Origin of the sequence: Granulicella arctica (assembly GCF_025685605.1) — a bacterium.
Lineage (GTDB): Bacteria > Acidobacteriota > Terriglobia > Terriglobales > Acidobacteriaceae > Edaphobacter > Edaphobacter arcticus.
On the sequence record NZ_JAGTUT010000001.1, the window covers coordinates 4074117 to 4099786 of the forward strand.

General features: G+C 58.6%; 15 protein-coding genes. 13 read left to right on the forward strand and 2 right to left on the reverse strand.

The features are described from left to right. Nucleotides 1-109 precede the first annotated feature (109 nt). On the forward strand, nucleotides 110-463 hold the full coding sequence (locus OHL20_RS17305; RefSeq protein WP_263384428.1) for an ArsR/SmtB family transcription factor: 354 nt from the start codon (nucleotides 110-112) through the stop codon (nucleotides 461-463). Nucleotides 464-476: 13 nt separating this feature from the next. Next, nucleotides 477-953 carry an SRPBCC family protein gene (locus OHL20_RS17310; protein WP_263384429.1) on the forward strand — a complete coding sequence of 159 codons (477 nt, stop codon included), beginning with the start codon at nucleotides 477-479 and terminating at the stop codon, nucleotides 951-953. A 166-nt stretch (nucleotides 954-1119) separates the two neighbouring features. Here OHL20_RS17310 and OHL20_RS17315 read toward each other — a convergent pair whose 3' ends face one another. Continuing rightward, entirely contained in the window at nucleotides 1120-2277 is a 1158-nt protein-coding gene (locus OHL20_RS17315) for an L-rhamnose/proton symporter RhaT (protein ID WP_263384430.1), read from the reverse strand. 114 nt (nucleotides 2278-2391) lie between these two features. Here OHL20_RS17315 and OHL20_RS17320 point away from each other — a divergent pair, with 114 nt between their 5' ends. The 8 genes from OHL20_RS17320 to OHL20_RS17355 all read left to right on the forward strand — a co-directional run bounded on the left by OHL20_RS17320 (nucleotide 2392) and on the right by OHL20_RS17355 (nucleotide 13920). After that, nucleotides 2392-3123, forward strand: coding sequence for a (Fe-S)-binding protein (locus OHL20_RS17320; RefSeq protein ID WP_263385034.1), 732 nt, complete (start codon nucleotides 2392-2394; stop codon nucleotides 3121-3123). A 7-nt stretch (nucleotides 3124-3130) separates the two neighbouring features. Next, complete coding sequence (locus tag OHL20_RS17325) at nucleotides 3131-5392, forward strand: hypothetical protein (protein ID WP_263384431.1); 2262 nt, start codon at nucleotides 3131-3133, stop codon at nucleotides 5390-5392. Nucleotides 5393-5426: 34 nt separating this feature from the next. Beyond that, on the forward strand, nucleotides 5427-6860 hold the full coding sequence (locus OHL20_RS17330; RefSeq protein WP_263384432.1) for a LutB/LldF family L-lactate oxidation iron-sulfur protein: 1434 nt from the start codon (nucleotides 5427-5429) through the stop codon (nucleotides 6858-6860). Then, complete coding sequence (locus OHL20_RS17335; protein ID WP_263384433.1) at nucleotides 6853-7509, forward strand: LutC/YkgG family protein; 657 nt, start codon at nucleotides 6853-6855, stop codon at nucleotides 7507-7509. Before OHL20_RS17330 ends, OHL20_RS17335 begins: the two co-directional genes overlap by 8 nt. 188 nt (nucleotides 7510-7697) lie before the next feature. Continuing rightward, the gene (locus tag OHL20_RS17340) at nucleotides 7698-8885 is read left to right on the forward strand and encodes a TIM barrel protein (protein WP_263384434.1); all 1188 of its coding nucleotides are present in this window, start codon (nucleotides 7698-7700) and stop codon (nucleotides 8883-8885) included. Nucleotides 8886-9102: 217 nt separating this feature from the next. Continuing rightward, nucleotides 9103-10215, forward strand: coding sequence for a substrate-binding domain-containing protein (locus OHL20_RS17345; RefSeq protein WP_263384435.1), 1113 nt, complete (start codon nucleotides 9103-9105; stop codon nucleotides 10213-10215). Nucleotides 10216-10312: 97 nt separating this feature from the next. Continuing rightward, nucleotides 10313-12517: a bifunctional rhamnulose-1-phosphate aldolase/short-chain dehydrogenase gene (locus OHL20_RS17350; RefSeq protein ID WP_263384436.1), complete on the forward strand. Its 2205-nt coding sequence runs from the start codon at nucleotides 10313-10315 to the stop codon at nucleotides 12515-12517. Then, complete coding sequence (locus OHL20_RS17355; protein WP_263384437.1) at nucleotides 12514-13920, forward strand: rhamnulokinase; 1407 nt, start codon at nucleotides 12514-12516, stop codon at nucleotides 13918-13920. The genes OHL20_RS17350 and OHL20_RS17355 overlap by 4 nt, the downstream gene beginning before the upstream one ends. Nucleotides 13921-13943: 23 nt before the next feature. Here the strand turns inward: OHL20_RS17355 and OHL20_RS17360 are convergent, their stop codons facing one another. After that, a complete protein-coding gene (locus OHL20_RS17360; protein ID WP_263384438.1) occupies nucleotides 13944-16781 on the reverse strand; it encodes a UPF0182 family membrane protein in 2838 nt (945 codons plus the stop codon). Between the two features lie 89 nt (nucleotides 16782-16870). On the opposite strand from OHL20_RS17360, the gene OHL20_RS17365 reads away from it, so the two are divergent. From OHL20_RS17365 to OHL20_RS17375, 3 genes are all read left to right on the forward strand, one after another. Next, a complete protein-coding gene (locus OHL20_RS17365) occupies nucleotides 16871-18619 on the forward strand; it encodes a hypothetical protein (protein WP_263384439.1) in 1749 nt (582 codons plus the stop codon). A gap of 180 nt (nucleotides 18620-18799) precedes the next feature. Next, a complete protein-coding gene (locus OHL20_RS17370; RefSeq protein WP_263385035.1) occupies nucleotides 18800-21676 on the forward strand; it encodes a glycosyl hydrolase in 2877 nt (958 codons plus the stop codon). A gap of 351 nt (nucleotides 21677-22027) precedes the next feature. Then, complete coding sequence (locus OHL20_RS17375; protein WP_263384440.1) at nucleotides 22028-25669, forward strand: TonB-dependent receptor; 3642 nt, start codon at nucleotides 22028-22030, stop codon at nucleotides 25667-25669. The last annotated feature ends 1 nt before the right edge of the window (nucleotide 25670 follow it).

Consider the following 25670-nt stretch of genomic DNA (forward strand, 5'->3'; position numbering starts at 1 on the left):
TCCTGCAAAACGGCGTTTTCGTCAACTACGTGTTTAAGTTGCTGAAACGTGACTAGCAATCAAGAACAGCAAAATTCATGGTTGACATTGCCCGATAATTCACTACCATATGGTTGTGGATAGGTTAGGTACAACATTTGCGGCTTTGTCTGATCCGACTCGTCGCGCGATGATCGAGCGACTCTCACGCGGGCCTGCCTCTGTGCATGGACTGACGGAATCGTTCGTACTCTCACAGCAGATGATTTCGAAACATATTGCCTGCCTGGTGAGGGCTCGGATCGTGATGAAGGCGAAACGTGGACGCGAGAGTGTGTGCACGCTCAGGCCAGAGGCGATCAAGACAGTCAGCGACTGGGCGATCAGCTATCGCCAATTCTGGGAAGAGAGTTTCGACAAGCTGGATGTGGTTGTGAATCAAATGAAAAAAATGGAGGAAAGTGATGCTAAAAAACACGGGTAACGAGATAGAGCAGATGGTTATAACGAGAGTTTTTGATGCTCCACGCGAACTGGTTTGGAAGGCGTGGACCGACCCGAAGTACGTGATGCAGTGGTGGGGGCCGAAGGGTTTTACGGCGCCTTATTGCGAGATGGATTTTCGCGTAGGAGGAAAGTTTCTCTGTTGCATGCGATCGCCGGATGGGCAGGAGTTCTGGAATGGCGGTGAGTATCACGAGATTGTTCTGCACGAAAAGATCGTTTCCTCCATGTACTTTTCGGACTCGAAGGGAAACAAGGTTGAGCCCGAACACTATGGGATAGAGCATGAGGCCATCGAGGGCGCGCACGATGTGACTCTTTTTGAGGATCTGGGAAACGGCCAGACGAAGCTCACCTTCATCGGCAATGAACCTATGGAAAGCGCGAAAAACAGCGGTCAATTCGAGGGCTGGAACCAGATACTCGATAAGGTTGCCGGGGTTCTTGCGGAGCTGGCGCAGGCGAAGTAAGAAAGCTGAGCGTTGTGCGCGAGATGCGGCTTAGGCTGGCGGCGGAGGCCTGGTTAGATCGGGCTTCTCGTCGCTCGCCTAGCCGCGTTTAATTTGGAATGACAACTCGTGGGGAAAGTTCAAGTGCAACCGCAGGTCCTTCGGCTTCGCTCAGGATGACCCGCCGCTACTGCATGGCTTTGACGTAGTTGCCGTAGCCGATGATGACGGTGGAGGCGATGAGGAGGAAGAGGCCGGTGGCTACGAGGAGTTTGGTGCGAGTGCTGGTGCCCTTCCACTCGCGGAGGACGAGGCCCCAGAGGGTGGCGAAGATGATGATGCTGGCCATGTGGAGCGCCCAGCTGGAGAAGTCGTACTTGCCCATCTTCGTCTGGCCCATGGAGTAGAAGAAGAACTGGAAGTACCAGATGACTCCGGCGAGGATGGCGAGGATGTAGTTGAGGGTGAGGGTGCGCGGGGTGAGGCGCTCGAAGGCGGCGATGTTGCGCGGGTCCCAGTCGATGAGGGTGTCACCGCGGGTGGCGGCGGAGCGCATGGGGTTGGTCCCGGAGGCTCCGGTGAACTGGCCGATGGAGCGGTTCTTGAGGATGAGGATTGCAGACCAGACGAAGTTGGTGAGGAAGCCTCCCCAGAGAACGACGACGAGGACGGGCAGGTTCTGCCAGAGGTCGAGGCGATGGCTGGCGGCAAGTTGTGCCTTGGCGATGCGGGCGATGGGGGCTCCGGCGTCTAGGCCGAAGGCGAAGCAGGAGCTCATGATGCCGGCGAAGATGGCGACGGCGAGGCCCTTGGCGAAGGAGAAGTCTGCCTCCCCGGCTTCGAGTTTTTCTTCGGTGGTGATCTCGCGTTCCTTCGAGACGCCTGCGGCTCCGTTGACGGCGACGGCGAGGATGCAGACGGCTACACCGGCAAGGATGATCTGGCCGGAGGTCTCGTGGGCGATGGCGCCGAGTTGCCCATGAAACAGCGGTGGGAGCAGGGTTCCGAAGGCGGTGCAGAGGCCGAGCGCGATGGCGTAGCCGAGGGCGATGCCGAGGTAGCGGATGGCGAGGCCGAAGGTAAGGCCGCCCATGCCCCAGAGGATTCCCCAGACGAAGGCGTAGACGAGGGCGTTGTGCGGGGCGGCGTGGAGGATGGTGAAGAGGTGGGGAACGAAGATGGAGGCGAGGACGATCGGCGCGATGATCCACGCTGCGAAGCCCTGGATGAGCCAGTAGATCTCCCACGACCAGCGCTTGATGCCGCGAAACGGGATGAAGTTGGTGGCGGAGGCAAAGCCACCGATCCAGTGAAAGATGACGCCGATGAATGGATTGGTTCCCAAGTAGACCCTCTTGCCGGTGCGTGGTGACGCTCTCCTGAGTGTAGTGCGGGTTTGGCTGCTGTGGCGACCTGCTTCGATTGGGCTAAGGTATTGGTAGGGTTTCAGGAGGCTGATCTGCGCGTCTCGCTGTTTATTACTTGTTATAACGACACGCTGTTTCCGGCGACGGGGCAGGCGGTAGTCCGTGTGCTGGAGCGGTTGGGGCATACGGTAGAGTTTCCGGCGGGCCAGACGTGCTGTGGCCAGATGCACTGGAATACGGGCTACCAGGCGGAGGCGCTGCCGTTATTGTCGCGGTTTGTGGCCCAGTTCAAGGGCGCTGAGGCAGTGGTGGTTCCTTCGTCGAGCTGTGTGGCGATGATGCGGGACCACTATCCGAAGATGGCTTTGGAGTTGGACGATGCTCAACTTGAGGCCGACGTGGCGGAGCTGCTGCCGAAGGTGTTTGAGTTTTCGGAGTTCCTGACGAAGCGGCTGGGGCTTGAGGATGTGGGGGCCTACTATCCGCATCGGGTGACGTACCACGCGAGCTGCCATGGGCTGCGGAATCTTGGATTGGGCGATGGTCCGCTGCGGCTGCTGAAGGCGGTGCGGGGGATCGACCTGGTGCCGCTGGCGGGGCTGGAGCAGTGCTGTGGGTTTGGCGGGACCTTCGCGGTGAAGAACGCGGAGGTATCGAGTGCGATGCTGGCGGAGAAGATTACGGCTGTCCTGAATACGAAGGCGGAGGCTTGTACGGCGTGCGACAACTCCTGCCTGATGCATATTGAAGGGGCGCTGCATCGGCAGAGGACCGGGGTGCGGACAGTACATCTGGCGGAGATTCTGGCCGGGGTGGAGGGTTAGGGTGCGGGTGCTTCGACTTGTTTCCCTGCTTGCCTTGTGTGGCGCAGGGTGGATCGGTGTGGCGCAGGGTCAGGGCACGGCACCGGCGCCGGTTCCGGGGAGCTACATGGTCGCCAAGGACTATGTAAACCCGGCTACACCGCCAGAGAAGAACTCGTTTCCTGCGCTCGCTCCGTGGAACTTTGGACATATCGTGACGCATCGCCAGACGTATAGCGACATGCTGAACGGTGGCAATGTGTATTTGCTCTACCAGCACGGCGGCGCTAACTTTCTGGGAAGCGACCTTGGCCTGCCGACCAAGATCGTCGGACACAACATCAATGCCAGCGCGTTTGGTGTGGGACTGAACGCGAACACCGATGTGCAGGGTGGCGGGACCGAATCCATCGATGCGAGTTGCTATGGACATGGGGATTGTATCGGGCTCGAGTCGACGATCTCCGGTACGGGCTCGAGTCGTCCGACGGACGAGGGCACGAAGCTGTTTCGTATGTTTGCGCAGTTCCGCGGCAATAACTGGGGCATCAGCATCCGTTCGATTACGGTGGATGCGATGGGGCAAGCGATCCTGACGCCGATGCTCGACGGAAAGGGGCTTCCGCTCGCCACGGCGGCGCACGACCTGAATGCGTCGATGGAGAATGGCCCGTTGATTATTCCTGCGAAGGCGTATGCGGCGGGTAACGCTACGCTGATCGCGCACTGCCCGGTGGGGACGCCGAATCCGCAGTTCTACATGTGCGTGACCCTCGATAAGGCGGTGCCGTGGGGGCTTTCGCGGATGACAGTGCTCGGAGCGGAACTGGGCGATGGCGGTGGTGTGGGGATTGATCGCTTCGCCAAGGGCCCGGTGTGCGCGGATGTGCCGGTGGGCGATCCGTCGATCTTCAAGGCGGGGCAGGTGTTTACGATCTCGTCGGCGGGCGACAACTTCGAGATGCCGTCTGTGCTGTCGGTTGGGGCGCAGTCGATTCATGCGTGTTTTGAGAAGCCTCATGCCAAGGGCGAGTTGATGACGACCGGTGGCGCGGTGGCCCATGGCCTGAGCTTTCCAGTGGATGACATGCTGCCGCACACGATGCCGGGGGTGAGCAATACGAATGATTCGACGCTGCGGTTAGCGTATCCCGTGGTGGCTTCACTGCCGGGTAACGTGATGATGGTGTGGGTGAATTCTGCATTTGCTCTGGAGTTGAAGACAGCGGCGTTGATGGCGAACAAGCCTCGGCAGGCGGCGGCGTTTACACCGATTCTCGACAGCGCTGGACGGCTTGCCAGTTGGAAGATCGCGAGCTACGGCGACTACCTTGCAGCGAGCGCGGAGACGACGGGACAGGACTATCTACCGCCACCGGCGATTACTTTCAGCGGGCGATGCGCGGTGATGCCGACGGCGCATATGGTTCCGATCAAGGCCAGCAATTCGCAGGTCAATTACCAGCCTGTGACGGACTCGCCCGGCAGCGGATGTGCCACACTGACGGCCACGGTGCAGGCGAGCTATCCGAACCCTGCGGTGCTGTACCCGATGCTGTGGGCGCGGTCGAATCGTGATCCCTTGTTTGTCAACAGTGCGGACTATGAGGCGAAGGGGATCAACGCGTCGACGGACGGCCACATGGAGGCGGGCGGCACGACGCCGGATTTTGCGCCGGGCGACCAGGTGGAGTTCGGACGATGGTGGCAGAATTATGTCGGCAACACGGTCGCTTCTGCGACGCCGATGGGGAAGAGCGGCATCGTCGGCAATGGCTTCGATCTGACCTTTACGAACGTGAACGCGAATTCGCTCCTGATGGTGTCGAACTATACCGATGCAGCGAAGTACTGGGGGAACAAGGCGAATGGCTTTACCCCAGGCCTGCACGGTGAGGGAAGCATGACGCCACCGGCGGGGTTTGCGCTCTTCGGAGCGTATCGGTTTGGGCTGGCGATGCCGGTGCCTCGGGGGCGGTCAGGAATCTTCGACGCGGGCGCGGTGATCTCGGTGAACTGCTACGGGTGGATGCCGTGCAGCCAGGGATCCCATGATGCGTACAACTGGATTCGGGCGGATAGCGATGGCGGCGAGGCCGTGATGCAGTTCGATCCGTTTGCCCACACGCTGCACTTTACGGATAACTCCTCGAAGGCGGTTGGGATGCATATGATCTTCGACAGCATGGAGGTACTGGGACCGGTGAAGCTGAAGGTTCCGGGTACGGGACATACGCTGTGCATCGCGGATGATGGGACGCTAAGCCGGAGTACGGGTCCTTGCCCGTAGACTGAAGTGGCGATAGAGGTGACGGGAGCTTGGGATGAGTGGAGTGGCTTTAGATCCGAGGACGGCGGTTGCGTTTCCGATGGCGGCGCGGGCGGCTATGGGGGATACGCAGCTGCAGAAGAACGTGCGTCATGCGACGGACGTGATCCAGGCGAAGCGGGCGCGCGTTGTAGGCGAGATGCCGGACTGGCAGGAGCTTCGCGAGACGGGCAAGCAGATTCGACAGCACACGATGGAACACCTTGATGTGTATCTCGAGGAGTTCGAGCGCAACTGCACGAAGGCTGGCGGCGTGGTGCATTGGGCGCAGGATGCGGCGGAGGCTCGGCAGATTATTGTCGGGCTGGCGAAGGCTGCGGGTGCGGACGAGGTCATCAAGATCAAGTCCATGACGACGGAGGAGATCGGGTTGAACGCGGCGCTTGAGGCTGCGGGGATTCATCCGTTTGAGACCGATCTGGCGGAGCTGATTATTCAGTTGGGACAGGATCAGCCATCGCATATCGTGGTGCCGGCGTTGCATAAGAATCGGCAGCAGATTCGGGCGATCTTTCAGCGGGAGATGAACCTGCCTGACCTGGGCGAGACGCCGCAGGACCTTGCGGATGCGGCGCGAATGTTTCTGCGGGAGAAGTTTCTGCGGGTGAAGACAGGGGTGAGTGGAGCGAACTTCCTGATCGCGGAGACGGGCGGCGTGTGCGTCGTCGAGAGCGAGGGGAATGGGCGGATGTGCCTGACACTGCCGGAGACGCTGATTACGGTGGCCGGGATCGACAAGGTGGTGCCGCGCTTTCAGGATCTCGAGGTGCTGCTGCAACTGCTGCCGCGGAGTGCTACGGGCGAGCGGATGAATCCGTACAACTCGATCTGGACGGGTGTGGACGCGAGAGACGGGCCAAAGGCCTTTCACGTGGTGCTGCTGGATAATGGGCGGTCTGAGATTCTTGGGGATACGGAGGGTCGCGCGACGCTGAATTGCATTCGGTGTGGGGCGTGCCAGAATGCCTGCCCGGTGTATCGGCAGACGGGCGGGCATGCGTATGGGAGCGTGTATGCGGGGCCGATCGGGGCGATCCTGACGCCGCAGTTGATGCAGATGGAGCACGCGCAGAGTCTGCCGTATGCGTCGAGTTTGTGTGGGGCCTGCTATGAGGTCTGTCCGGTGAAGATCAATATTCCGGAGGTGCTGATCCATCTGCGGAACAAGGTGGTGGAGCAGAACGGGCCGATGAATCCTGAGGCGCTGGCGATGCGCGCGATGGGAATGATCTTCCGGAGTGAGCGGCGGTTTCGAGCGGCGCAGCGGCTGGGGCGAGTGGCTGAGATGCCGCTGGTGCGCAAGGATGGTTTGGGCGAAGGATGGATTGGCTGGCTGCCGGGGCTGCTGGGCGGATGGACGCAGGTGCGGGATCTGCAGGCGATGCCGAAGGAGACGTTTCGGGAGTGGTGGGAGAAGCGTAATGGATAGCCGGGCTGTGGTGTTGAAGAAGATTCGGGCGGCGAAGGGTGGAGCTTCGAGTGAGGCTGCGGCGGGTGCTGCCTGGGCGGCGATTCCGCGAAGGTTTACGCAGGCGGCTACACGGGAGCATGGTGCGGTGCTGGAGCTGCTGATGGATCGGCTGCTGGACTATGACGCGCAGGTTTCGCTGGTTCAACCTGAAGCTGTGCGGGCTACCGTTGCGGGGATGCTGACGGCGCGGGGCGTGCTGCGGATGGTTGTGCCTGTTGGGCTGCCTGACGCAATCCTGCCGCAGGGGTTTGAGTTTGTGGTCGATGCCGGGTTTTCGAATGCGGAGCTTGACGGCTTCGATGGTGTGTTGACGATGGCTAAGGTGGCGATTGCGGAGACGGGTACGGTGGTGCTGCAGAACACGGCGGGGCAGGGTCGGCGAGCGGCAACGCTGGTGCCGGACTATCACCTGTGCGTGGTGCGGGCGGCCGATGTGGTGGAGACGGTTCCAGAGGCGATGGCGCGGCTAGAGGGAACGGCGGCGCTGGCGACTACGTTTGTTTCTGGACCTTCGGCTACGGCGGATATCGAGATGACGCGGATCAAGGGCGTGCATGGTCCGCGGTTTCTGGATGTGGTTCTTGTGGCTGGGGGAGAGGAGGCTTAACACCGATCAATGCGGATGATACCGATCTGCGACGAGGCTACCACGGTTTTCACGGAGGAACACGGATAAAGGCAGTGCAGACGCAAGTTTCTTTCGGGAATGACAGAAAGAGGGGCGAGTGCAATGCACTTTCGGATGTATTTCAATAGGGAGTATATTTCTGCAAGGTTGAATCTGGAGGCTGGACCGTGGCGGAAGCGCAGGATGTGGAGCGGGTTTGGAAGGCGTTGGATGAGTTTCGCATCGAGGTTCCTTCGTGGGGATTCGCCAATACGGGGACGCGGTTTGGAAAGTTTGTGCAGGCTGGAGCGGCTACGAACATCGAGGAGAAGTTTGCCGATGCGGCTGAGGTGAATGCGCTGACGGGTGCGAGTCCTACGGTGGCGCTGCATGTGTTGTGGGACCTGCCGAATGGCCTGGCAGATGTTCCGGCGATCGAGGCGTTGGAGAAGAAGTATTGTGTGACGAGTGGTTCGATCAATCCGAACCTCTTCCAAGAGCAGGAGTATAAGTACGGGTCGATTGCGAATCCCAGTGCGGAGATCAGGGAGAAGGCGCTGGCTCACCTGCTGTGTTCGGTCGCGGTTGGGCGGGCGCTGGGATCGAAGGATGTGTCGCTGTGGATTGCGGATGGGTCGAACTATCCGGGAACGCAGAGCGTTCGCCATCGCATCGAGTGGATGAGCGAGGTGCTGGGGAAGACGCATGCGGCGCTTGGTCCGGAGCAGCGGATGCTGGTGGAGTACAAGCCGTTCGAGCCTGCTTTTTACCACACGGATGTGGCGGACTGGGGCATGGCGCTGGAGCTTGCGCGGCGTGCCGGGCCGCAGGCGAAGGTGCTTGTAGACACGGGGCACCATGCGCTCGGGACAAACATCGAGCAGATTGTGGCGTGGCTGCTGCATACGGGATCGCTGGGCGGGTTCCACTTCAACGACCGGAAGTATGCGGATGATGACCTGACGCTTGGCTCGATCGATCCGTACCAGGTGTTTCGGATCTTCCATGAGATTTTGAGCGCGAGTGATGAAGAGCGTGCCGGTGTGGCCTTCATGATCGACCAGAGCCATAACCTGAAGGGCAAGATGGAGGCGATGGTGCAGACGGTCGTCGCGGCACAGGAGCTGTATGCGAAGGCTGCGCTGGTGGATCGGGCGCGGTTGACGGAGCTGCAGCAGAGTTGTCGGCTGGTCGAGGCGGAGGAGTGCTTTCGCGGAGCCTTCTGGATGGATGTTCGACCGATTGTGCGGGAGTGGCGGGCTGCGCGAGGGCTACCCGTGGATCCGTTGGCGATGCTGTATGAGAGTGGGTATGTGGAGCAGGTGGCGAGGGAGCGTGGGGCTAAGAACGCCGGGAGTGTTTCTAGTTATGCTTGATTCTGTGGCTGGCTGAGGGAAGGCTTAACACCGATCTACGACGGAGGGTACCGCGGATCTTCTTGGATGAGTGCGGATTGAGATGGATAGGGCGGAAGGGCAGGTACGGCGCGGGTTCTCTTTGGGATGGCAGCTAACAGGCGAGGGCAACCGCAGGTCCTTCGACTTCGCTCAGGATGACAGATGTTGTGATGGTGTGGGAGATTGATGCAGGAAGTTGAGCCAGGGGCGTGTTGTGCGGAAGACGACGAAACGGCTTTACCTGATCCCGGTGCTATCGAAGGCGCTGGACATTTTGGAGTTGCTGCAGGCTGAGAATGGGCCGATGACGCTGGAGGTGATCCACCAGCGGACAAAGATTTCGAAGACCACGGTGTACCGTGTGCTGAAGACCTACGTTCATCGGGGATACCTTTCGCAGGCGGGGGATGGGCTGTATCGGTATGTGACGCGGCCGAAGAAGCTGCGGTTCGGGTTTGGCGGGCAGAGCGCGGATATGCCGTTCTCTGTGGCGGTGACGGAGAGCTTGCGGAGCGCGGCGGTGACGGGCGGCGTCGATCTGTTTGTGCTCGATAACTGCTATGACGCGGCGACTGCGGTGAAGAACGCCGAGGAGTTTGTGAGCAATCGCGTGGACCTGGTGATCGAGTTCCAGGTGGAGCATGAGGTCGCTCCTGTGATTGGAGACAAGATCGCGGGCGCGAAGATTCCGCTGATCGCGATTGATATTCCGCATCCGCATGCAACGTACTTTGGCGTGGACAACTATCGGGTGGGGATTGTGGCGGGTGACGTGCTGGCCTCGCATGCGGTGCGGACGTGGGATCGTAAGGTGGATTGGGTCCTGGGGCTTGATCTGCCGGAGGCGGGGCAGTTGGTGCAGAGCCGCATCACAGGAGCGTTCGATGCGGTGCGCGGCGTGATTGCGAACCTGCCGCCGGAGTGTTTCGTGCGACTGGACGGGCGCGGGATGCGGGAGCGCAGCCGGAAGCTGGTCGCGGATTTCCTGGTGCGGCATCCCGAGAGCAAGCGCATCCTGATTGCGGCGGCGACGGATACGAGTGCGCTCGGGGCGCTGGATGCGGTGAAGGAACAGAAGCGCGTCCGGCATGTGGCGATTGTTGGGCAGGACGCGCTGGAAGAGGCTGTAACGGAGATTCGCAAGGAGCGGTCAGCGCTGATTGGATCGGTCTCGCATGAGGCGAGTACGTATGGGCCGCGGTTGATCAGCTTGGGGATGGCGCTGCTGCATGGGCAGACGGTGCCTCCGTACAATTATGTGGAGCATCGGCTGGTGACGCGGGAGACGCTTGCGATGGCGGAGCGGTAGCAACTGCTGAGGCAAATAGTTCCCATTGGAAATAGTTGCTGTATTGATGTTGAGCGTGGAATGATAGTAGGGCTTGATGACAGGAAAGAGGATTGTGATGGCGGAGTCAAAGCTGAAGTTTCTGGAAGACCGGTGGGATGATGCGGTGGCGTCGAAGCTGGATGAGCCGGAGTTGTTGCGGTATCGGTCGAACCTGCTGGGCTCGGATCTGCGGATCACGAACTTTGGTGGTGGGAATACAAGCTCGAAACTGGACCAGGTCGATCCTGTGGACGGGCAGACGAGGAAGGTGTTGTGGGTAAAGGGGAGCGGCGGCGACCTGGGGAGCATCAAGCGGGCGGGGTTCGCGACGCTGTATATGGATAAGCTGCTGTCGCTCGAGAAGGCTTACCAGGGCGTGGATCTGGAAGATGCGATGGTGGAGATGTATCCGCTGGTGACGTTTGCGAATAATCCTACGGCGGCGTCGATCGATACACCGCTGCATGGGTTTTTGCCGTTTGCGCATGTGGACCATCTGCACCCGGACTGGGGGATCGCGCTGGCGGCCTCGGCGAACGGGAAGATCAAGATGGAGGAGTTTAATACGGAGTTTGGGCATAAGCTGGCGTGGCTGCCGTGGCAGCGTCCGGGGTTCGAGCTGGGCATGATGCTTCGCAAGATTGTGGAGGAGACGCCGGGGTGCGATGGCGTGGTGCTGGGTGGGCATGGGCTGTTTACGTGGGGCGATACGCAGCGCGAGAGCTACCTGAATACGATCACGATCATCGATCAGTTGGGGCAGTTTATCGAGCGGCATGGTGGGGTTGCGGGCCATGTGCATTTTGGCGGCGCGACGGTTCAAAGCAGGGAGGACCGGGCGGCGATTGCGCTGGCGGTGATGCCGCATCTGCGTGGCGTGGTGTCGCGGAAGCAGCGGTGGATCGGGAGCTTTACGGATGTGCCGCAGGTAATGGAGTTTGTGAACTCGGGGCATGCGAAGGAGTTGGCGCACCTGGGGACGAGCTGTCCGGACCACTTTATTCGGACGAAGATTCGGCCTATGTTTATCGATTGGAATCCGGCGGGTGATGCGGGTGAGTTGACGGAGTTGATTGAGATGGGGCTCGAGACGTATCGGGCTGAGTACGCGGAGTACTACAAGAGCCATGCGGTGACGGACTCTCCGGCGATGCGCGATGCTAGCCCGACGGTGGTGCTGGTGCCGGGTGTGGGGATGTTCAGCTTTGGGAAGAACAAGACGGAGGCTCGCATCGTTGGTGAGTTTTACATCAATGCGATTGGTGTGATGCAGGGCGCGGGATCGCTTGGTGCGGGGGTGACGTGCCTGGATATTCCGCAGGCTGGACCGGCTGCAGCGGCGGGTGAGTTCAAGACGCATGCGAACTATGTGGCGCTGCCGGCGAGCGAGGCGTTTCGGATTGAGTACTGGAAGCTGGAGGAGGCGAAGATTCGCCGGCAGCCTGCGGAGAAGGAGCTGAGCCGGAGGGTGGCGCTGATCGTCGGCGGGGGCAGTGGCATTGGGCGCGAGGTGGCGCTGATGGCTGCGGAGCGTGGGGCGCATGTGGTGATCGCGGATCGTGACGTGAAGGGCGCGGAGGCCGTAGCGGCGGAGGTGGCGAAGGTCTTCGGTAAGGAGCTGGTGAGCTGGACGAGCATCGACATTCGTGACCGGAAGACGATCAAGGCTGCGCTTGAAGCTACGATAAAGGCGTTCGGTGGGATCGATATTTTGATCAATACGGCGGCGCTGTTTCCTTCGTCTCCGGATGGGGTGATCACGGATGCGCAGTGGGCGCTGACGCTTGAGGTCAACGTGACGGCGAACTACCTGCTGACGGATGAGGCTTCTGGGATCTTCACGGCGCAGGGGCTGGATGCCAGTGTGGTGCTGACGAGTTCGGCGAATGCGGTGGTGGCGAAGCGCGGGAGCGAGGCGTACGACGTAAGTAAGGCGGCGCTGAGCCACCTGGTGCGTGAGCTTGCGGTGTCGATGGCTCCGAAGGTGCGGGTGAATGGAATCAGCCCGGCTACGGTGGTGAAGGGGTCGACGATGTTCCCGCGGGATCGGGTGATCGCTTCGCTGAAGAAGTACAAGCTGCCGTTTGAGGAAGGCTTTACGGATGATGAGTTGCGGGATGTGCTGGCGCAGTTCTATGCGACGCGGACGTTGACGCATCAGCCGATCGATCCTAAGGATTGTGCGCAGGCGATTATGTTCCTCGCGGGTCCGCTGGCTCGATGCACGACGGGCCACTTGATCCCTGTGGATGGAGGGCTGACCGAGGCGTATCTGCGATGATGCCTGCGGACGCTCGTGCTCTGATCGCGGTGGACCTGGGGGCGGAGAGCTGCCGGGTTTCGCTGCTGCGATGGGTGGATGGTACGCCGGTGATCTCGGTGGTGCATCGGTTTGCGAACGCTCCACGGGAGAGCGAGGGCGGGCTGCGGTGGGACCTTGCGATGATCGAGGCGGGGCTTGATGAGGGGCTGCGGCGGTGTGCGGCGATCGCTGTGGAGGGTGTTCGCTCGATCGCGGTGGATGGGTGGGCGGTCGATTATGTGCGGGTGGATGCGGATGGTGTGGCCGTCGGTGATCCGTTTTGCTATCGCGATGAACGCACGCTGGCGGCGGAGGTCGCAGTGCATGAAGGCATTGGCACGGAGCGGCTGCGGGAGCTTACGGGTGTGCAGCTGCTGCGGATCAATACCCTGTATCAACTTCATGCGGACGGTGTCGCGGCTGGGGCGTGGATGAATCTGCCGGAGTATGTTCTTGCTCGATGGGGCGGAGCGAGGGTGGCGGAGTACACGAATGCTACGCATACGCAGATGGTGGATCTGCGTACGAAGGAGTGGTGTGGGGAGATTCTGGCGGCGGCCGGGCTTGATGTCGCGCATGCTCCGCGGATTGTGCCGCCGGGAACTATCGTTGGACAGCTAAGGGGTCCGCTGGCGGAGCATGCTGCGTTGCGGGATGTGGTGCTGATTGCCCCGGCGTGCCACGATACGGCTTCGGCGATTGCGGGGATTCCGGCTACGGGTGATGACTGGGCTTACCTTAGCTCGGGGACGTGGTCGCTGGTGGGTACGCTGGTGAAGGAGCCGCTGAATGGTGCGGCGGTGCAGGCGGATAATTTTACGAATCTGGGTGCTGTCGGGGGGCAGATCTGCTTCCACAAGAACATCAATGGGATGTGGCTGATTCGGCAGTGTATGGAGCAGTGGGCGAGTGCGGGCAAGGTTTGGTCGATTGAGGATTTAGTGGCTGCGGCGGAACGGATGCCTGCTCCTGTGGGGCTGCTGGATGTAGATGAGCCTGCGTTGCTGCTGGCTGGTGGCATGCCAGGGCGGATCAATGCGCAGCGGGTTCGGCTTGGGTTGACGGCGCTTGATGAGGGGGATGCACCGGCGTTTGCGAGCCTGATCTTCCACAGCCTTGCGGCTCGCTATGCGGAGGTGCTGGGGCGAGTGGCGCTGCATAGCGGTAAGGCGTTGAGGCGGCTGTTTGTGGTGGGCGGCGGGAGCCGGAATGAGTTTCTCAATCGGCTGACGGCAGAGGCTACAGGGCTCGAGGTATTGCGTGGTTCGACGGAGAGTTCGACGGTGGGGAACTTTGCGGTGCAGCTTGCGGTGCTGGATGGCGAAGGCGTGAGTGCCGAGGCTGTTTCGCAGTGGGCCGGTGTGTTGGTGGGCTCTTCCTAATACCTCTGAGTGGCCGCGTGTGATCAGTGTGATGTGGCGTTGAGTTTGACCAGGTCGGACTTGAGGGCCTCGAGCTTTTGACCGGCTTCGGCCAGCTTGCCAGCGGCGGTGAGGCGCTGGTAGTCGTCAAAGTTTCTGGTTGCTTCGGCGACGAGAGCGTTGAAGTTCGACGTGGGCTGGTCTGTCTGCTGCGGGGTAGTGGCGGAGGTGCCTGCCGAGGCCTGCGGCTTTTGCTGTGGCTCGGTTGCCGTTAGCGACGAGACATCGCCACCGAAGAGAGAAGAGAGGGCGGCCTGAAAGGTGGTGCCGTAGGCGAGCTTATCCTGAAGGGCAAGGACAACGAGCCGGAGTTCGGGCATGGGACTTTGCTGGGCCTGGAGATAGATGGGCTCGGCGTAGAGCAGTGCGCGACCGGTGGGGATGACCAACAGGTTGCCGCGTAGAACATGGGAGCCCTGCTGGTTCCACAAGGTAAGCTGGCCGGAGAGCTGGGCGTTTTGGTCGATGCGTGCTTCTACCTGTTGCGGCCCGTCGATGAGGCGCGTCTTTGGAAAGTTATAGACGGCTGTGGTTCCGTAGGCTGCGCCGTCGGAGCGGCCCGCGATCCAGCCTATGAGATTGTTGCGGTTGGCCGGGGTAAACGGAAGGATCTGAACGAACTCCTCGGCTGTGCCGCCGGGCAGCTTCATGAGGACATAGTTGGGTTGCATGGGCTGGACGGACTGCTGGCCGTTGGCGTCGCTGGTGGTTTCCGTGGCGACGGTCCAGAGATCCTCGCGATTGAAGAAGACCTCTGGACGGGTCATATGGTAGAGGCCGTAGACCTCTGACTGGAGCTTGAAGAGGGCTTCGGGGTAACGGACATGGCGGCGGAGGTCTTCGGGCAGATGCGAGGCATCGGTGAAGAGGGTGGGGTAGATACGGCGGTAGGCGGCTATGACGGGATCGGTCGTGTCAAAGACGTAGAAGGTCGTGGAGCCGTTGTAGGCGTCGACGACGACCTTGACGCTGTTGCGCATGTAGTTGACGGAGGTATCGCCGAGCGCGTAGTGGGTGGAGTAGGGATAGGTGTCGGAGGTGGTGAAGGCGTCGATGATCCATGAGAGACGGCCGTCGTCTCCAACGACCATGTAGGGATCCTGATCGAAGGTGAGAAAGGGCGCGAGGCGGGCGACGCGGTCGCGAATGTTCCGGTGCATGAGGAGGCGGCTATCGGGGGTGACGTCGTCGGAGAAGGGAAGGGTGCCGAGATCGCCGCGGTCGAAGGCAAGGATGATGCGGCGCAGGAAGCTGCCGATGGCGATGCCACCGGTGCCCTGATAGGAGGTGACATTGTTTGCCTGCCCCTGGGGGTAATCAAACTCCTGCTGGCGGGTCTTGACATAGACGTCAGTGTCGGTGAGTTCGCCGAAGTAGAGTTCGGGTCGCGTTACCTTGAGGCCGGGCACTGTGCTCTGCACGGGCATGTTGCTGAGGAGGAGATTGGGTAGACCTTCGGGCGTGAAGCCGTTGACGGGATTCATGGTGATGCCGTAGCCGTGGGTGTAGATCAGCTTTTCGTTGATCCAGTTACGGCTGCTTACGGGCAGCTTCGTGACGTTGAGTTCGCGGACGGCAAGCATGACCTGACGAAGGTTTCCATCCAGCATGTAGCGGTCGATGTCGATGTCGGGAAAGTCGTAGTAGGTGCGGATCTCCTGAACCTGCCGGAGAGTGTCCTGCAAGGCGCGCCAATCCCAGAGGCGGATGTTCCGGAGCGTGGGCTGATTGTGGCTTGCGTCGGCGGCCTGGATGGTGGCTTCAGCAGGGAACTCACTCTGTGAGAATTTATCAAGACCGTAGGCCTGACGGGTCATCTGGATGTTGTGGGCGATGTACGGCTCTTCGCGGACAAGCTGATTGGGCTTGACGATGAAGCTGGCAACGTACCAACTGACGATGGTGAGGACAGCATAGGAGAGGACGGCGGGAAGAGGGGCGGCTACGATCCATGAGGCGCGGGAGCTTCGTGCGGCGTTGACGGCAGCGATGATTGCCCCAAGGATGAGGGCGATGGCGACGACGAGAAGGCCGCCGGTCATGATGTGGGCGCCGGTGTAGTCGACTCCGTCGAAGAGGGTGTGGTGATCGAGAAGGAGTTCGAAGCGCTCCACGAAGACGATCATGGCGAGTACAAGGAGAAAGAAAGCACCCGTAAGGGAGAGGCCGCGCCATGGCGAGGGTGCCAGGCTGAGGCGTTTCGCACCGAGGGATCGGGAGCCGCTGGTGATGAGCAGGAAGAGCAGCGCAACGGCGCAGGTAGCGATGGCCAGGGTGAGCAGCCAGGTGTTGACGAGTCTCCACGCTGGAAGGGTGAAGAGGAAGAAGTTGAGCGGGCGGGAGAAGACGGGGTCGGTGACTGCGCCTGCTGCGTGTGGAGCGTACCAGAAGAGAGCGAGCGTGGGCCATTGGGCCATCATCGTCAGGCCGGTGAGCAGGGCGATGGCGATGGAGACGACGAGCGAGATGATGCGCAGGGCAGGAGCAACGGAGAGGTTGACGCTCTGGCCGCCGATGATGATCGCGTGGGCGGTGGGGAGATCTGCCTGGTGAGAGCGGCGGATGATGAAGAAGGCGCCATACAGAATGAGGAAGGTGATGATCGAGGAGAACAGGAAGACGGAGGACTCGATGACGAAGGTCTTCCAGAAGGCTGCGCCGTAGCCCAGCGACTCGAACCAGAGAAGATCGACCCAGCCGGCGAGTGCGATGCGGATGACGATCCAAAGGGCGAAGAGGATAACGGCTACGACCAGCAGACGGCGCCCACGATTGGGGCGACCTGGGTTCAGATAGTCCGGCGAGTCAATGTAGTTTGGCAACGATCCTCCGCGCCTACTTGCAGATATAGGGGCGTCTGCGATTCTACAGCCAGGGACTCAGGGATGATGGTGCGCTATTGGGAACTACGGTGGACCTCAGGCCTGGACCTGCGAAGATGGAAGCCATGGTGAAGATGTTCGATGGCATTGCTCGGAAGACGGTTACACGAAGAGATCTTGTAGCGACAGCGCTGAAGACCATGGTGGTTGCTGGAGTGCCCGGCTCTCTTTTTGGACAAGCGCGTGGGGCGGGTGCTTCGATGCGCGCGATTAATATCGTGAATTTCATTCGTGCAGAGGAACCGCGTGAGCCCATGGACCTGTTCCTGCCGGTACGCGAGCAGATGGCTTCGATCAAGGCTCACAGTCTGCCCGCCACGTGGCTTCTGCAGTACGACGCGATGGTGGAGGGGCCCTTTGTCGCGTTCTTGAAGAAGGAGATGCCGGTGGATCATGAGGTCGGGATCTGGTTCGAGATGAATCGCAAAATCTGCGATGACGCAGGGATTGCGTGGCGCGGGAATCCACAGTGGGAGTGGGATTACCATGTGCCGGTGGCCTATGCCATTGGCTATACCCCAGACGAGCGACGCAAGCTGGTAGATACGGCTATGACGACCTTCAGGCGAACCTTTGGCCGTGATGCGAAGTCGATTGCCTCGTGGAATCTGGATGCGATCACGCTGGCACACTTTTCTGACCAGTATGGTGTCGATGCGTTTGGGAATTGCCGCGACCAGTCGGCTACGGACGGGTTTACGACGTGGGGTGCGCCGATTGCGGCGTACTATCCGACTCGCGCGAATGGGTTGAGCCCGGCGCTCTCGAAGGAGAAGCAGATCAACACGCCGGTGTTTCGGATGTTAGGTCAAGACCCGGTCTACTACTACGATGACCTGCTGCGCTATCCGGATACGATGGAGCCGGCGTGGCCATCGGGTCAGTCGGAGATCTTTGTAGATCGCTTTCTGGAGATGATTGCGGAGAGTCCGACGCAGTCCGTTGGCTACGCGCAACTGGGCCAGGAGAATAGTTTTGGCTGGCCTGTTATGGCGAAGGCTTTCGACATGCAGATGGAGAAGCTTGCACAATTTCGAAGCCGCGGAGGCGTGACCATCGAGACGATGGGGGAGAGCGGGCGACGCTTCAAGCGTCTGTTCCATTCGACACCGACGCAGGCGCAGGTGATGCTGAAGGATCCTTTCGGCAGAGACCACCCTGCTGAGCGAACTGCCTGGTATCAGAGTAAGTACTATCGAGCGAATCTTCATTTTCGTGGCGATGAATTTTACCTGCGCGATTTGCACGTCTACGATGATCACTTTGCTGAGCCCTACCTGACGGAACCTGTACGGCAGCATGGGATCGAGCAGCGCATGCTTGCTGTGCTCGACGGGTATCACTGGAGCGATGACAACGTGCGCGCGGGTCGCGCGGGTCTGCGGGCTATGGGTCGGTTTGTGTTGGTTGGTTTGGATCAATCGGTTACGCCGCTGTTGATGGAGGGGCTGCCGACGGTGACGGAGGCTGGGTCGACACTTCAGGCGAACGTGCCACTTCGTGGAGGAGGGACACTGGCGATTTTGTTCCGTGAGAGGACTGTGAGCTTCAGTGTGATGGGTAGAAACGCGGGCCTGCGACTTGGCCTGATCTTTGATTGGGTTGACGAGCACAGTGCGTTTCGGGAGATTTCTGTTGACCGGCTGCGTTATCGTTTTCGCGGCTTCGACTACTCTATTGGGGTGGTGAATGGAAAGCTGGCGCAAACTACGAGCGGAGTGCAGGTGTTGGGACTTGGTAGAAAGGAACTACTTCTCGACTTGGCCCAGATAGCCTGAAGCGCGTCACTGCCGCTTACATCGAGCGTGGATGTGCCAGCGGCAGGCGGGCGGAGGATCACCATTCGCACAGGAGTGTTGATGCGCTTGTAATCGGTCGCCACATAGAACGTCGATCTTCGGCGTCGCAGGGCACAGAGAGATAGTAGCTATATGATTCGAAGAGAATTTGTGAAGTTGATGTCGCTGACGGTGGGTGGATCGCCGTTCGTTCGCCTGGAAGATGTTCGAACAGGCTCTGCAGAACTGCCAGATGTTGGCTATGAGAAGTTAGCCGATGGCTCTATAGATTCGGATGAGCTTTTTGGACTCTTTGAAAAGCCAGCTAATCGATATCGACCTATGGTTCGCTGGTGGTGGAATGGTGACCGGGTTACTGGCGAGGAGGTGCTGCGAGAGCTTGATGTGATGCAAGCGGCGGGTATCGGTGGCGTTGAGATCAACCCGATCCGGTTTCCTGCTGAAGCTGATCCGATGAAGACGACGGCGCTGACGTGGATGAGCGACGAATGGGTCAAGGTTCTGGAGGTAGCGCTGCGCGGCACCAGGGAGCGCGGCATGACCTGCGACATGATCGTCGGCTCTGGCTGGCCTTATGGTGGCGAGTTTCTATCGCGCGAGGATCAGACGCAGATGGTTGCGCTTGGCACCAAGAACCTAACTGGGCCGGGGCGGGTTCGGCTTGCGCGTGCAGAACTGCTGGAGAGTGTAAGCCACAACCTGGTGTCGTCGTACAAGGATAGTCAAAAGGAATTGTTCGGCCTGCGCCTTGTACCTTCGCAGGTGGGCGCAGTGACTGCAGGTGTTGCCGTGGACGATCAACTTCACAAGGAGTTCATCGAACTTGATCTTCCAGCCGGGGAACACGTCCTCTACTTTCTTGTGAAGGTCACCGGCTTCATGGGTGTCATCAATGGAGCACCTGGTGCGACGGGACCAGTGTTGAACCACTATAGCGGTAAGGCAGTGGAACGATATCTTGACAGACTTTCGACGCGGCTTACCGCGAAGATCGGTCCGCTGGGTGAACACTTCAGGGCCTTCTTTACGGACAGCATCGAGTTGGAAGGGGCGAACTGGTGTGACGATATGTTTCCCGAGTTTCGTCGGCGGAGAGGATATGATCTTTCGCCATGGCTGCCGTTTGTGCTGTTCAAGGTCGGCGAGATGGGCAATGCAGTCTCCGAACAATATGGCGCATCGTTCTCCCCTAAATTCAAGGCGAAGACTGCTCTTGTCCGCTATGACTTTGAAACTACCAAGCACGAACTTTTTCAGGAAAGATTTGTTGGTACGTTTGTCAGTTGGTGCACGAGACATGGGGTGAAGTCCAGGATGCAGGCTTATGGTATGGATTGCGATCCGATCACGGCCGGGATGATGCTGGATATTCCAGAGTGTGAGACGTGGATCCGTTCCGAGAAGATTGAGGAGTTTGGAAGTGGCGACTATCGGCGGGGTCGTAGCTACACCATGATTAATAAATTTGTGTCCTCTGCGGCACACCTTGCGGGAAAACAATTAATTAGCTGCGAGGAAATGACTAACACCGACGATCCATTTCATGCTTCCCTGGAACGGATCAAGGTTGCAGGGGATCAGAGCATGCTGTCGGGAGTAACACAGTCTGTGTTGCATGGCTTCAACTACAGTCCGCCAAACGCTGCATTTCCAGGTTGGGTCCGCTATGGTACGTACTTCAGTGAGCGAAATACGTGGTGGCCTTATTTCAAGCTTTGGGCGAACTATAAAGCGCGTCTGTCGGCACTCTTCCAAAATGCTGTGATGCAAGCGGAAATCGCGATCCTTCCACCTATGGCCGACATCGCTTCGCAATATGGGTATCAACGTGACCCTTTTCCAAAGACGGTCGAGCCACACTACCTCTACAAACTCTGGGAGGTTGTTCACCAAAATGGAAGTGGATGCGACTACCTGAATGAAGACGTTATTCAGCGTTCCAATGTAAAGCAGGGAAGGCTTGCATTCGGAGAACGATCGTACAAGGCGATTTTGCTGGTGGATGTTGAATCAATTGATCCTAAGACCCTGAAGGTCCTGAAGGATTTCGTTCAGTCGGGGGGAACACTTGTATTTCTTGATAAGACTCCGAATCGTGCTCCGGGGCTTCTACATAACGATGCGGCCAGTCTTGGCATTCGTAGTGATGTTGAACAGTTGCGATATCGTTATCCAACGCACACTCCTTTGGTCTCAGTCCGCGAAGAAGACATGGTTGGCTGGTATCGGGAAATTCAAAAGCAGTATGCTCTTGCACCCGCTGTGCTTATCGACAAGCCTAAGGACTTTGTGAGCCAGTTGTACTACCGAAGTGGAAACCGAGATATCTTCTTTTTCAGCAACTACGGGCCGGCGGAGGTTCATACGTTCGAGGCTACGTTTGCTCTTAAGGGAAAAACGGCCTGGTTGTGGAATGCGGAGTCCGGCACGCGTGAGCTTTATGCGACAGCGCAATCTCATAACATTCTTAATATCACCTTAGGTCCTTCGGAATCCAAACTGCTCGTTTTTGAACCTTCCTCGTCGGTAATTGATGCTACTGGTTCGGCCATCCCATTACAACGCCTGTCTTCGAGTTCGCTCGTCTCCAACGTGGAGCGGGTTGTAAGTGGTCCGTGGACTATTACGTTCGAACATGTAAACGGCAGAAACATTACGAAGGTCTATCAGGAGCTGCCGGACTTTCTTCAGCGAGATGACCTGAAGTCGTTTGCCGGCACTGTAGTCTACAGGACCTCTTTTCGTGTCGAGAGTTCCGATCGCAGCCTTGTGCTGGACCTCGGGCACCTTCTTCATAGTGTCTCGCAAGTGGAAGTTAATGATCATCCGATGGGCACGCAATGGTATGGGAACCAAAGCTATGACATCACAGCGGCGGTGATACCGGGAGTGAACCAACTGATGATTAGAGTAGTGACCACTTTGGGAAATTATATGAAGACACTGACGGATAACAAGGCAGCGCAAAGCTGGACTGAAAACACGCCCTTCTACGCTATGGGACTTACCATGCCTGTTCGATTGAGGACACCGTAGATCGTAGTGACGATGAGTTTTAGTCGGATCGACCCTTCGTGAGGCCCGTGCAGAAGAGTGGCTGCCGCGTTCCGTATTCCTTTGGCTTGCGATGGGGGATCCGAAGTGCGCTCTTGGCTTGGGAGATCACCTGAGGTATCATTCGGGGATGCGATCTTACTCGGTGCCCGACCGTTCTTCATCCAAAGACCGCTTCCTGCGCTGTTGTTGTCGATAAGCTCTCCGCTTGTCTGATAGCAGCCTTGCCACAATGTGGCGTTACTTCCTTCTAATCTCTACTACGATGCGGTGAACCAGTCATTTTGGCGCAGTTGCGTTGATGATTGCTCGTTGCTGCACGAGGACTCTTCGATGCAGGCTCAGTCCTACACTTCAGAACATGATCGCGGTGGTGCAGTTTCGACGTGGCTTTTTTTTCTAGCTCTTGCGCTTACTCTTCTGCAGCCTTCGTTTTACCCCTTGCTTGCACAGGTTGACACGGGTTCACTTGGTGGCACAGTGATGGATGGGACGGGGGCCGCTATTCCGGATGCGGATCTGCAGCTGCATGAGGAGTTGACTGGCGTAACTACCCGGCTGCGTTCCGGCAATGATGGCAGCTTCAATTTCAGCCCGCTTAAGCTTGGTACGTATGTGCTGACTGTGACGCACAGCGGCTTTAAGCAAAGCGTAACGGATCACCTTGAAGTGACGATACAGTCGCGGCTTGAGGTGAAGCCACACCTCGAAGTGGGATCGGCGGATGAGGTGGTGCAAGTCTCATCGGATACTCCGTTGCTTGAGACACGCTCGTCGTCGGTGCAGCAGCTTGTCGAGGAGCGCACGATCAATGCGCTGCCGCTGAACGGTCGTAATGCCACATTTTTGGCACAGCTTTCGCCCGGTGTAACGTTCGCACAGAATGATAGTCGCAACCTCCAGGCGAGCGGCTCGTTCAGTGCAAACGGCGCTCGTCGCACGCAGAACAATTACCTGCTCGACGGCATGGATGATAATGCCGCTATCGCGGATCTCGTCAATCAGGGGCAGTACGTTGTGCTGCCACCGCCAGATGCGCTGCGCGAGTTTACCGTGCAGACAAGCACGTATTCTGCGGAGTTCGGCCATTCGGCGGGCGCGGTATTGAACGTGAGTACGAAGTCTGGTGACAACAGATTGCATGGCAATATTTGGGAGTATCTGCGTAATGACTCGCTCGACGCGAAAGACTATTTTGTCCTCGCTACTCAGAGGAAGCCGGCGTTCCGTCAGAGTCAGTTCGGCGGCACACTGGGTGGTCCGGTTGTCATCCCGAAGCTATACGACGGGCGCAATCGCACTTTCTTCTTCGGTGATTATCAGGGCAGTCGCGTAGCGCAAGGTAAGACGTACACCAGTACCGTTCCCACGCTTGCAGAGCGAAACAGCGGCTATACGAATCTACAGGATCTTATTACGCTGCAATCGGGGACGCGAAGTGACGCTCTTGGCCGGATCTTTCCCGTAGGTACTATCTTCGATCCATCGACTACGCGCGCATTGACGACGAGCGGCGTGGATACGGTCACCGGATTGCGAGGCAGCGCCGGCAGCTATGTGCGTGATCCGTTTTACGCTGGCCAGTTAGGCGGGGTGAGCAACTTCAACACGCCTGCTAACGTTGCGTTGTTGAATCAGATTCCAGCAGGCCGGCTCGGAGCCAATGCGATCGAGCTCCTGAATCTTTACCCGACGCCTACCGGTTCATCGTTGCAGAACAACTATGTAAGCAGCCCGGCGAATCGCACGACCACCGACAGCTTTGACGTACGCTTCGATGAGACGCTTAATCAGCGCGACTCAGCTTTCGTGCGCTATAGCTTTGTGAATACGACAGAGGTTGTGCCAAGTCCGTTTCCAGGTATCGCGGATGGCTCGGCATCGCGGCCAGGAAACGGCCGCACACAGTCTCAGAACATTGCATTTAGCGAGACCCATGTCATCACACCGAGGCTGGTGAACGAAGCACGTGTGGGGTATAGCCGCGTGCGTGATACACGCCTGCAGCTTAACGCGAATACCTTTGGAATTCCGGCACAGTATGGTATCCCCGGCATTCCGCAGATTGCTGGCAATGGTGGCTTACCGCAGTTCAGCTTTGGGCAGCTTAGTGCTTTGGGAACACCTGGAACGCTGCCCAGCGATAAGTCGAGCAAGGTGCTTCAGTTTACGGAGAACCTGACTATCGATCGGGACCGTCATCAGATACGGACCGGGGTGGAATATCAACATATTGCTTTTCCTACGCTGACCCCGACTACATCGCGTGGTAGTTTCACAAACGATGGGGCCTACACGTCCATTGTTGCAAGTACGGACGCATCGACCGATCGTGCTCAGTTTTTACTGACGCCTTTGCCGGTATCCGGAGGGAGTTTGCAGGGGTTGGGTGGGTCGGATGCAGTATCGGCGTCAAGCTTTTCACCTATCTTCAAACTAGCTCGGCAGTATCTTGGCGCTTATGCTCAGGACAGTTGGAAGGCGACTAGTAATCTGACATTGAACTATGGCGTGCGATGGGAGTTCCTTGGTATTCCTACTGAGAGTGATGGACGTTTTGCAAATTTTGTTCCTGCGCAGACCGGGGATACCAGCGATAATACATCTCGCTTCTACGTCCCTCAATCGCAGGTCAGCAACGTTCCAAGTGCATTTCAATCTTTGCTTGCGCAGGATGGGATCGTCTTTACACCGATGCCGGACAAGGTACTTGGTTATGCCCAGAGAGGAAACTTTGCTCCACGTGTAGGCTTCTCATTTCAAGCGGAACCGAAGCTGGTGATTCGCGGTGGTTATGGGCTGTTCTACCAGGGATATGAAAATCACGGACTTAGTATCAGCCCGTGGGTGAACTATCCATTTCAGGTGACGACGAGTTATACCGCCGGCAGTTCGGTCGCTCCGGTTACTGCCGATAACTCTGTAGGTCCTATTTCGAATGGTCTTCTGAACGTACCTCTCACGGCTGCGGATGCGAGGTTAAACGCGATTGCGCTTTTTGGCGAGCCACGCAATCCGAAGACCACCTATAGCCAGGCCTTCAACCTCCAGGTGCAGTACCAGGTCTCTCCAAGTACCCTCGCGTTTGTTGGCTATGTCGGCAGCGATGGGAAGCATATTATGTCTTCGGTTAGTTCGAACACGGTGAGCTCTATTCTTTCTCCGACGGCAAACGTGAAGACTAACTCGTTCTTTAAAGATTTTGCGGTTGGCGGTAACTATGTGTCACGCGCTGCATCTACGAGCTATAACTCGCTACAGGGCGGCGTGGAGCATCGCTTCACTCACGGCTTCAGCTTGATCGCAAACTTTACTTACTCGAAGTGCCTTGGAACAGCGCGCGACCTGCTGGATAACGACATCGGTGGGTATCGCGCTCCTTATGTCGCAGGATATGGGATCGGTGCCGACTATGCACCATGTGACATCGACACGCGCCGGGTGCTGCATACCAGCGGAAGCTATGAGCTGCCTTTTGGTCGCGGTCGCGCTTATGCCAGTACTGGTATTGCTTCGGCACTCGCCGGTGGGTGGGCTATCAATTGGATATTCTCTGCACAGGATGGACAGCCGTTCTCGGTGGCTTGCACCACGACCACCGCCGCCGGGCTGGGCTGCTACGCGCTTAAGGTTCCGGGGCAGCCGCTCTATAGCGACGGGAACCGGGTTGCACATTTCCTGAACCCCGCCGCATTTGCAAACCCCGCAACGGGAAGCCTTGGCGGCGCTCCCGCTCAGGTAAGTGGTCCTCCTTCGCGTCGGCTGGACTTCTCCCTCTTTCGCCGTTTTGACCTTGGGGAGACGCGCTACTTCGAGTTTCGAGCAGAAAGCTTTAACCTGACGAATACTCCGAACTTTGCGCAGCCTGGCAGCTTGAACTTCACCTCGCCCAACACTTTTTCGTCAATTAGTGCAACTCGCGATAATCCAAATGATCCGCGAGAGCTACAGGCGAGCCTCAAGCTCTTCTTCTAAG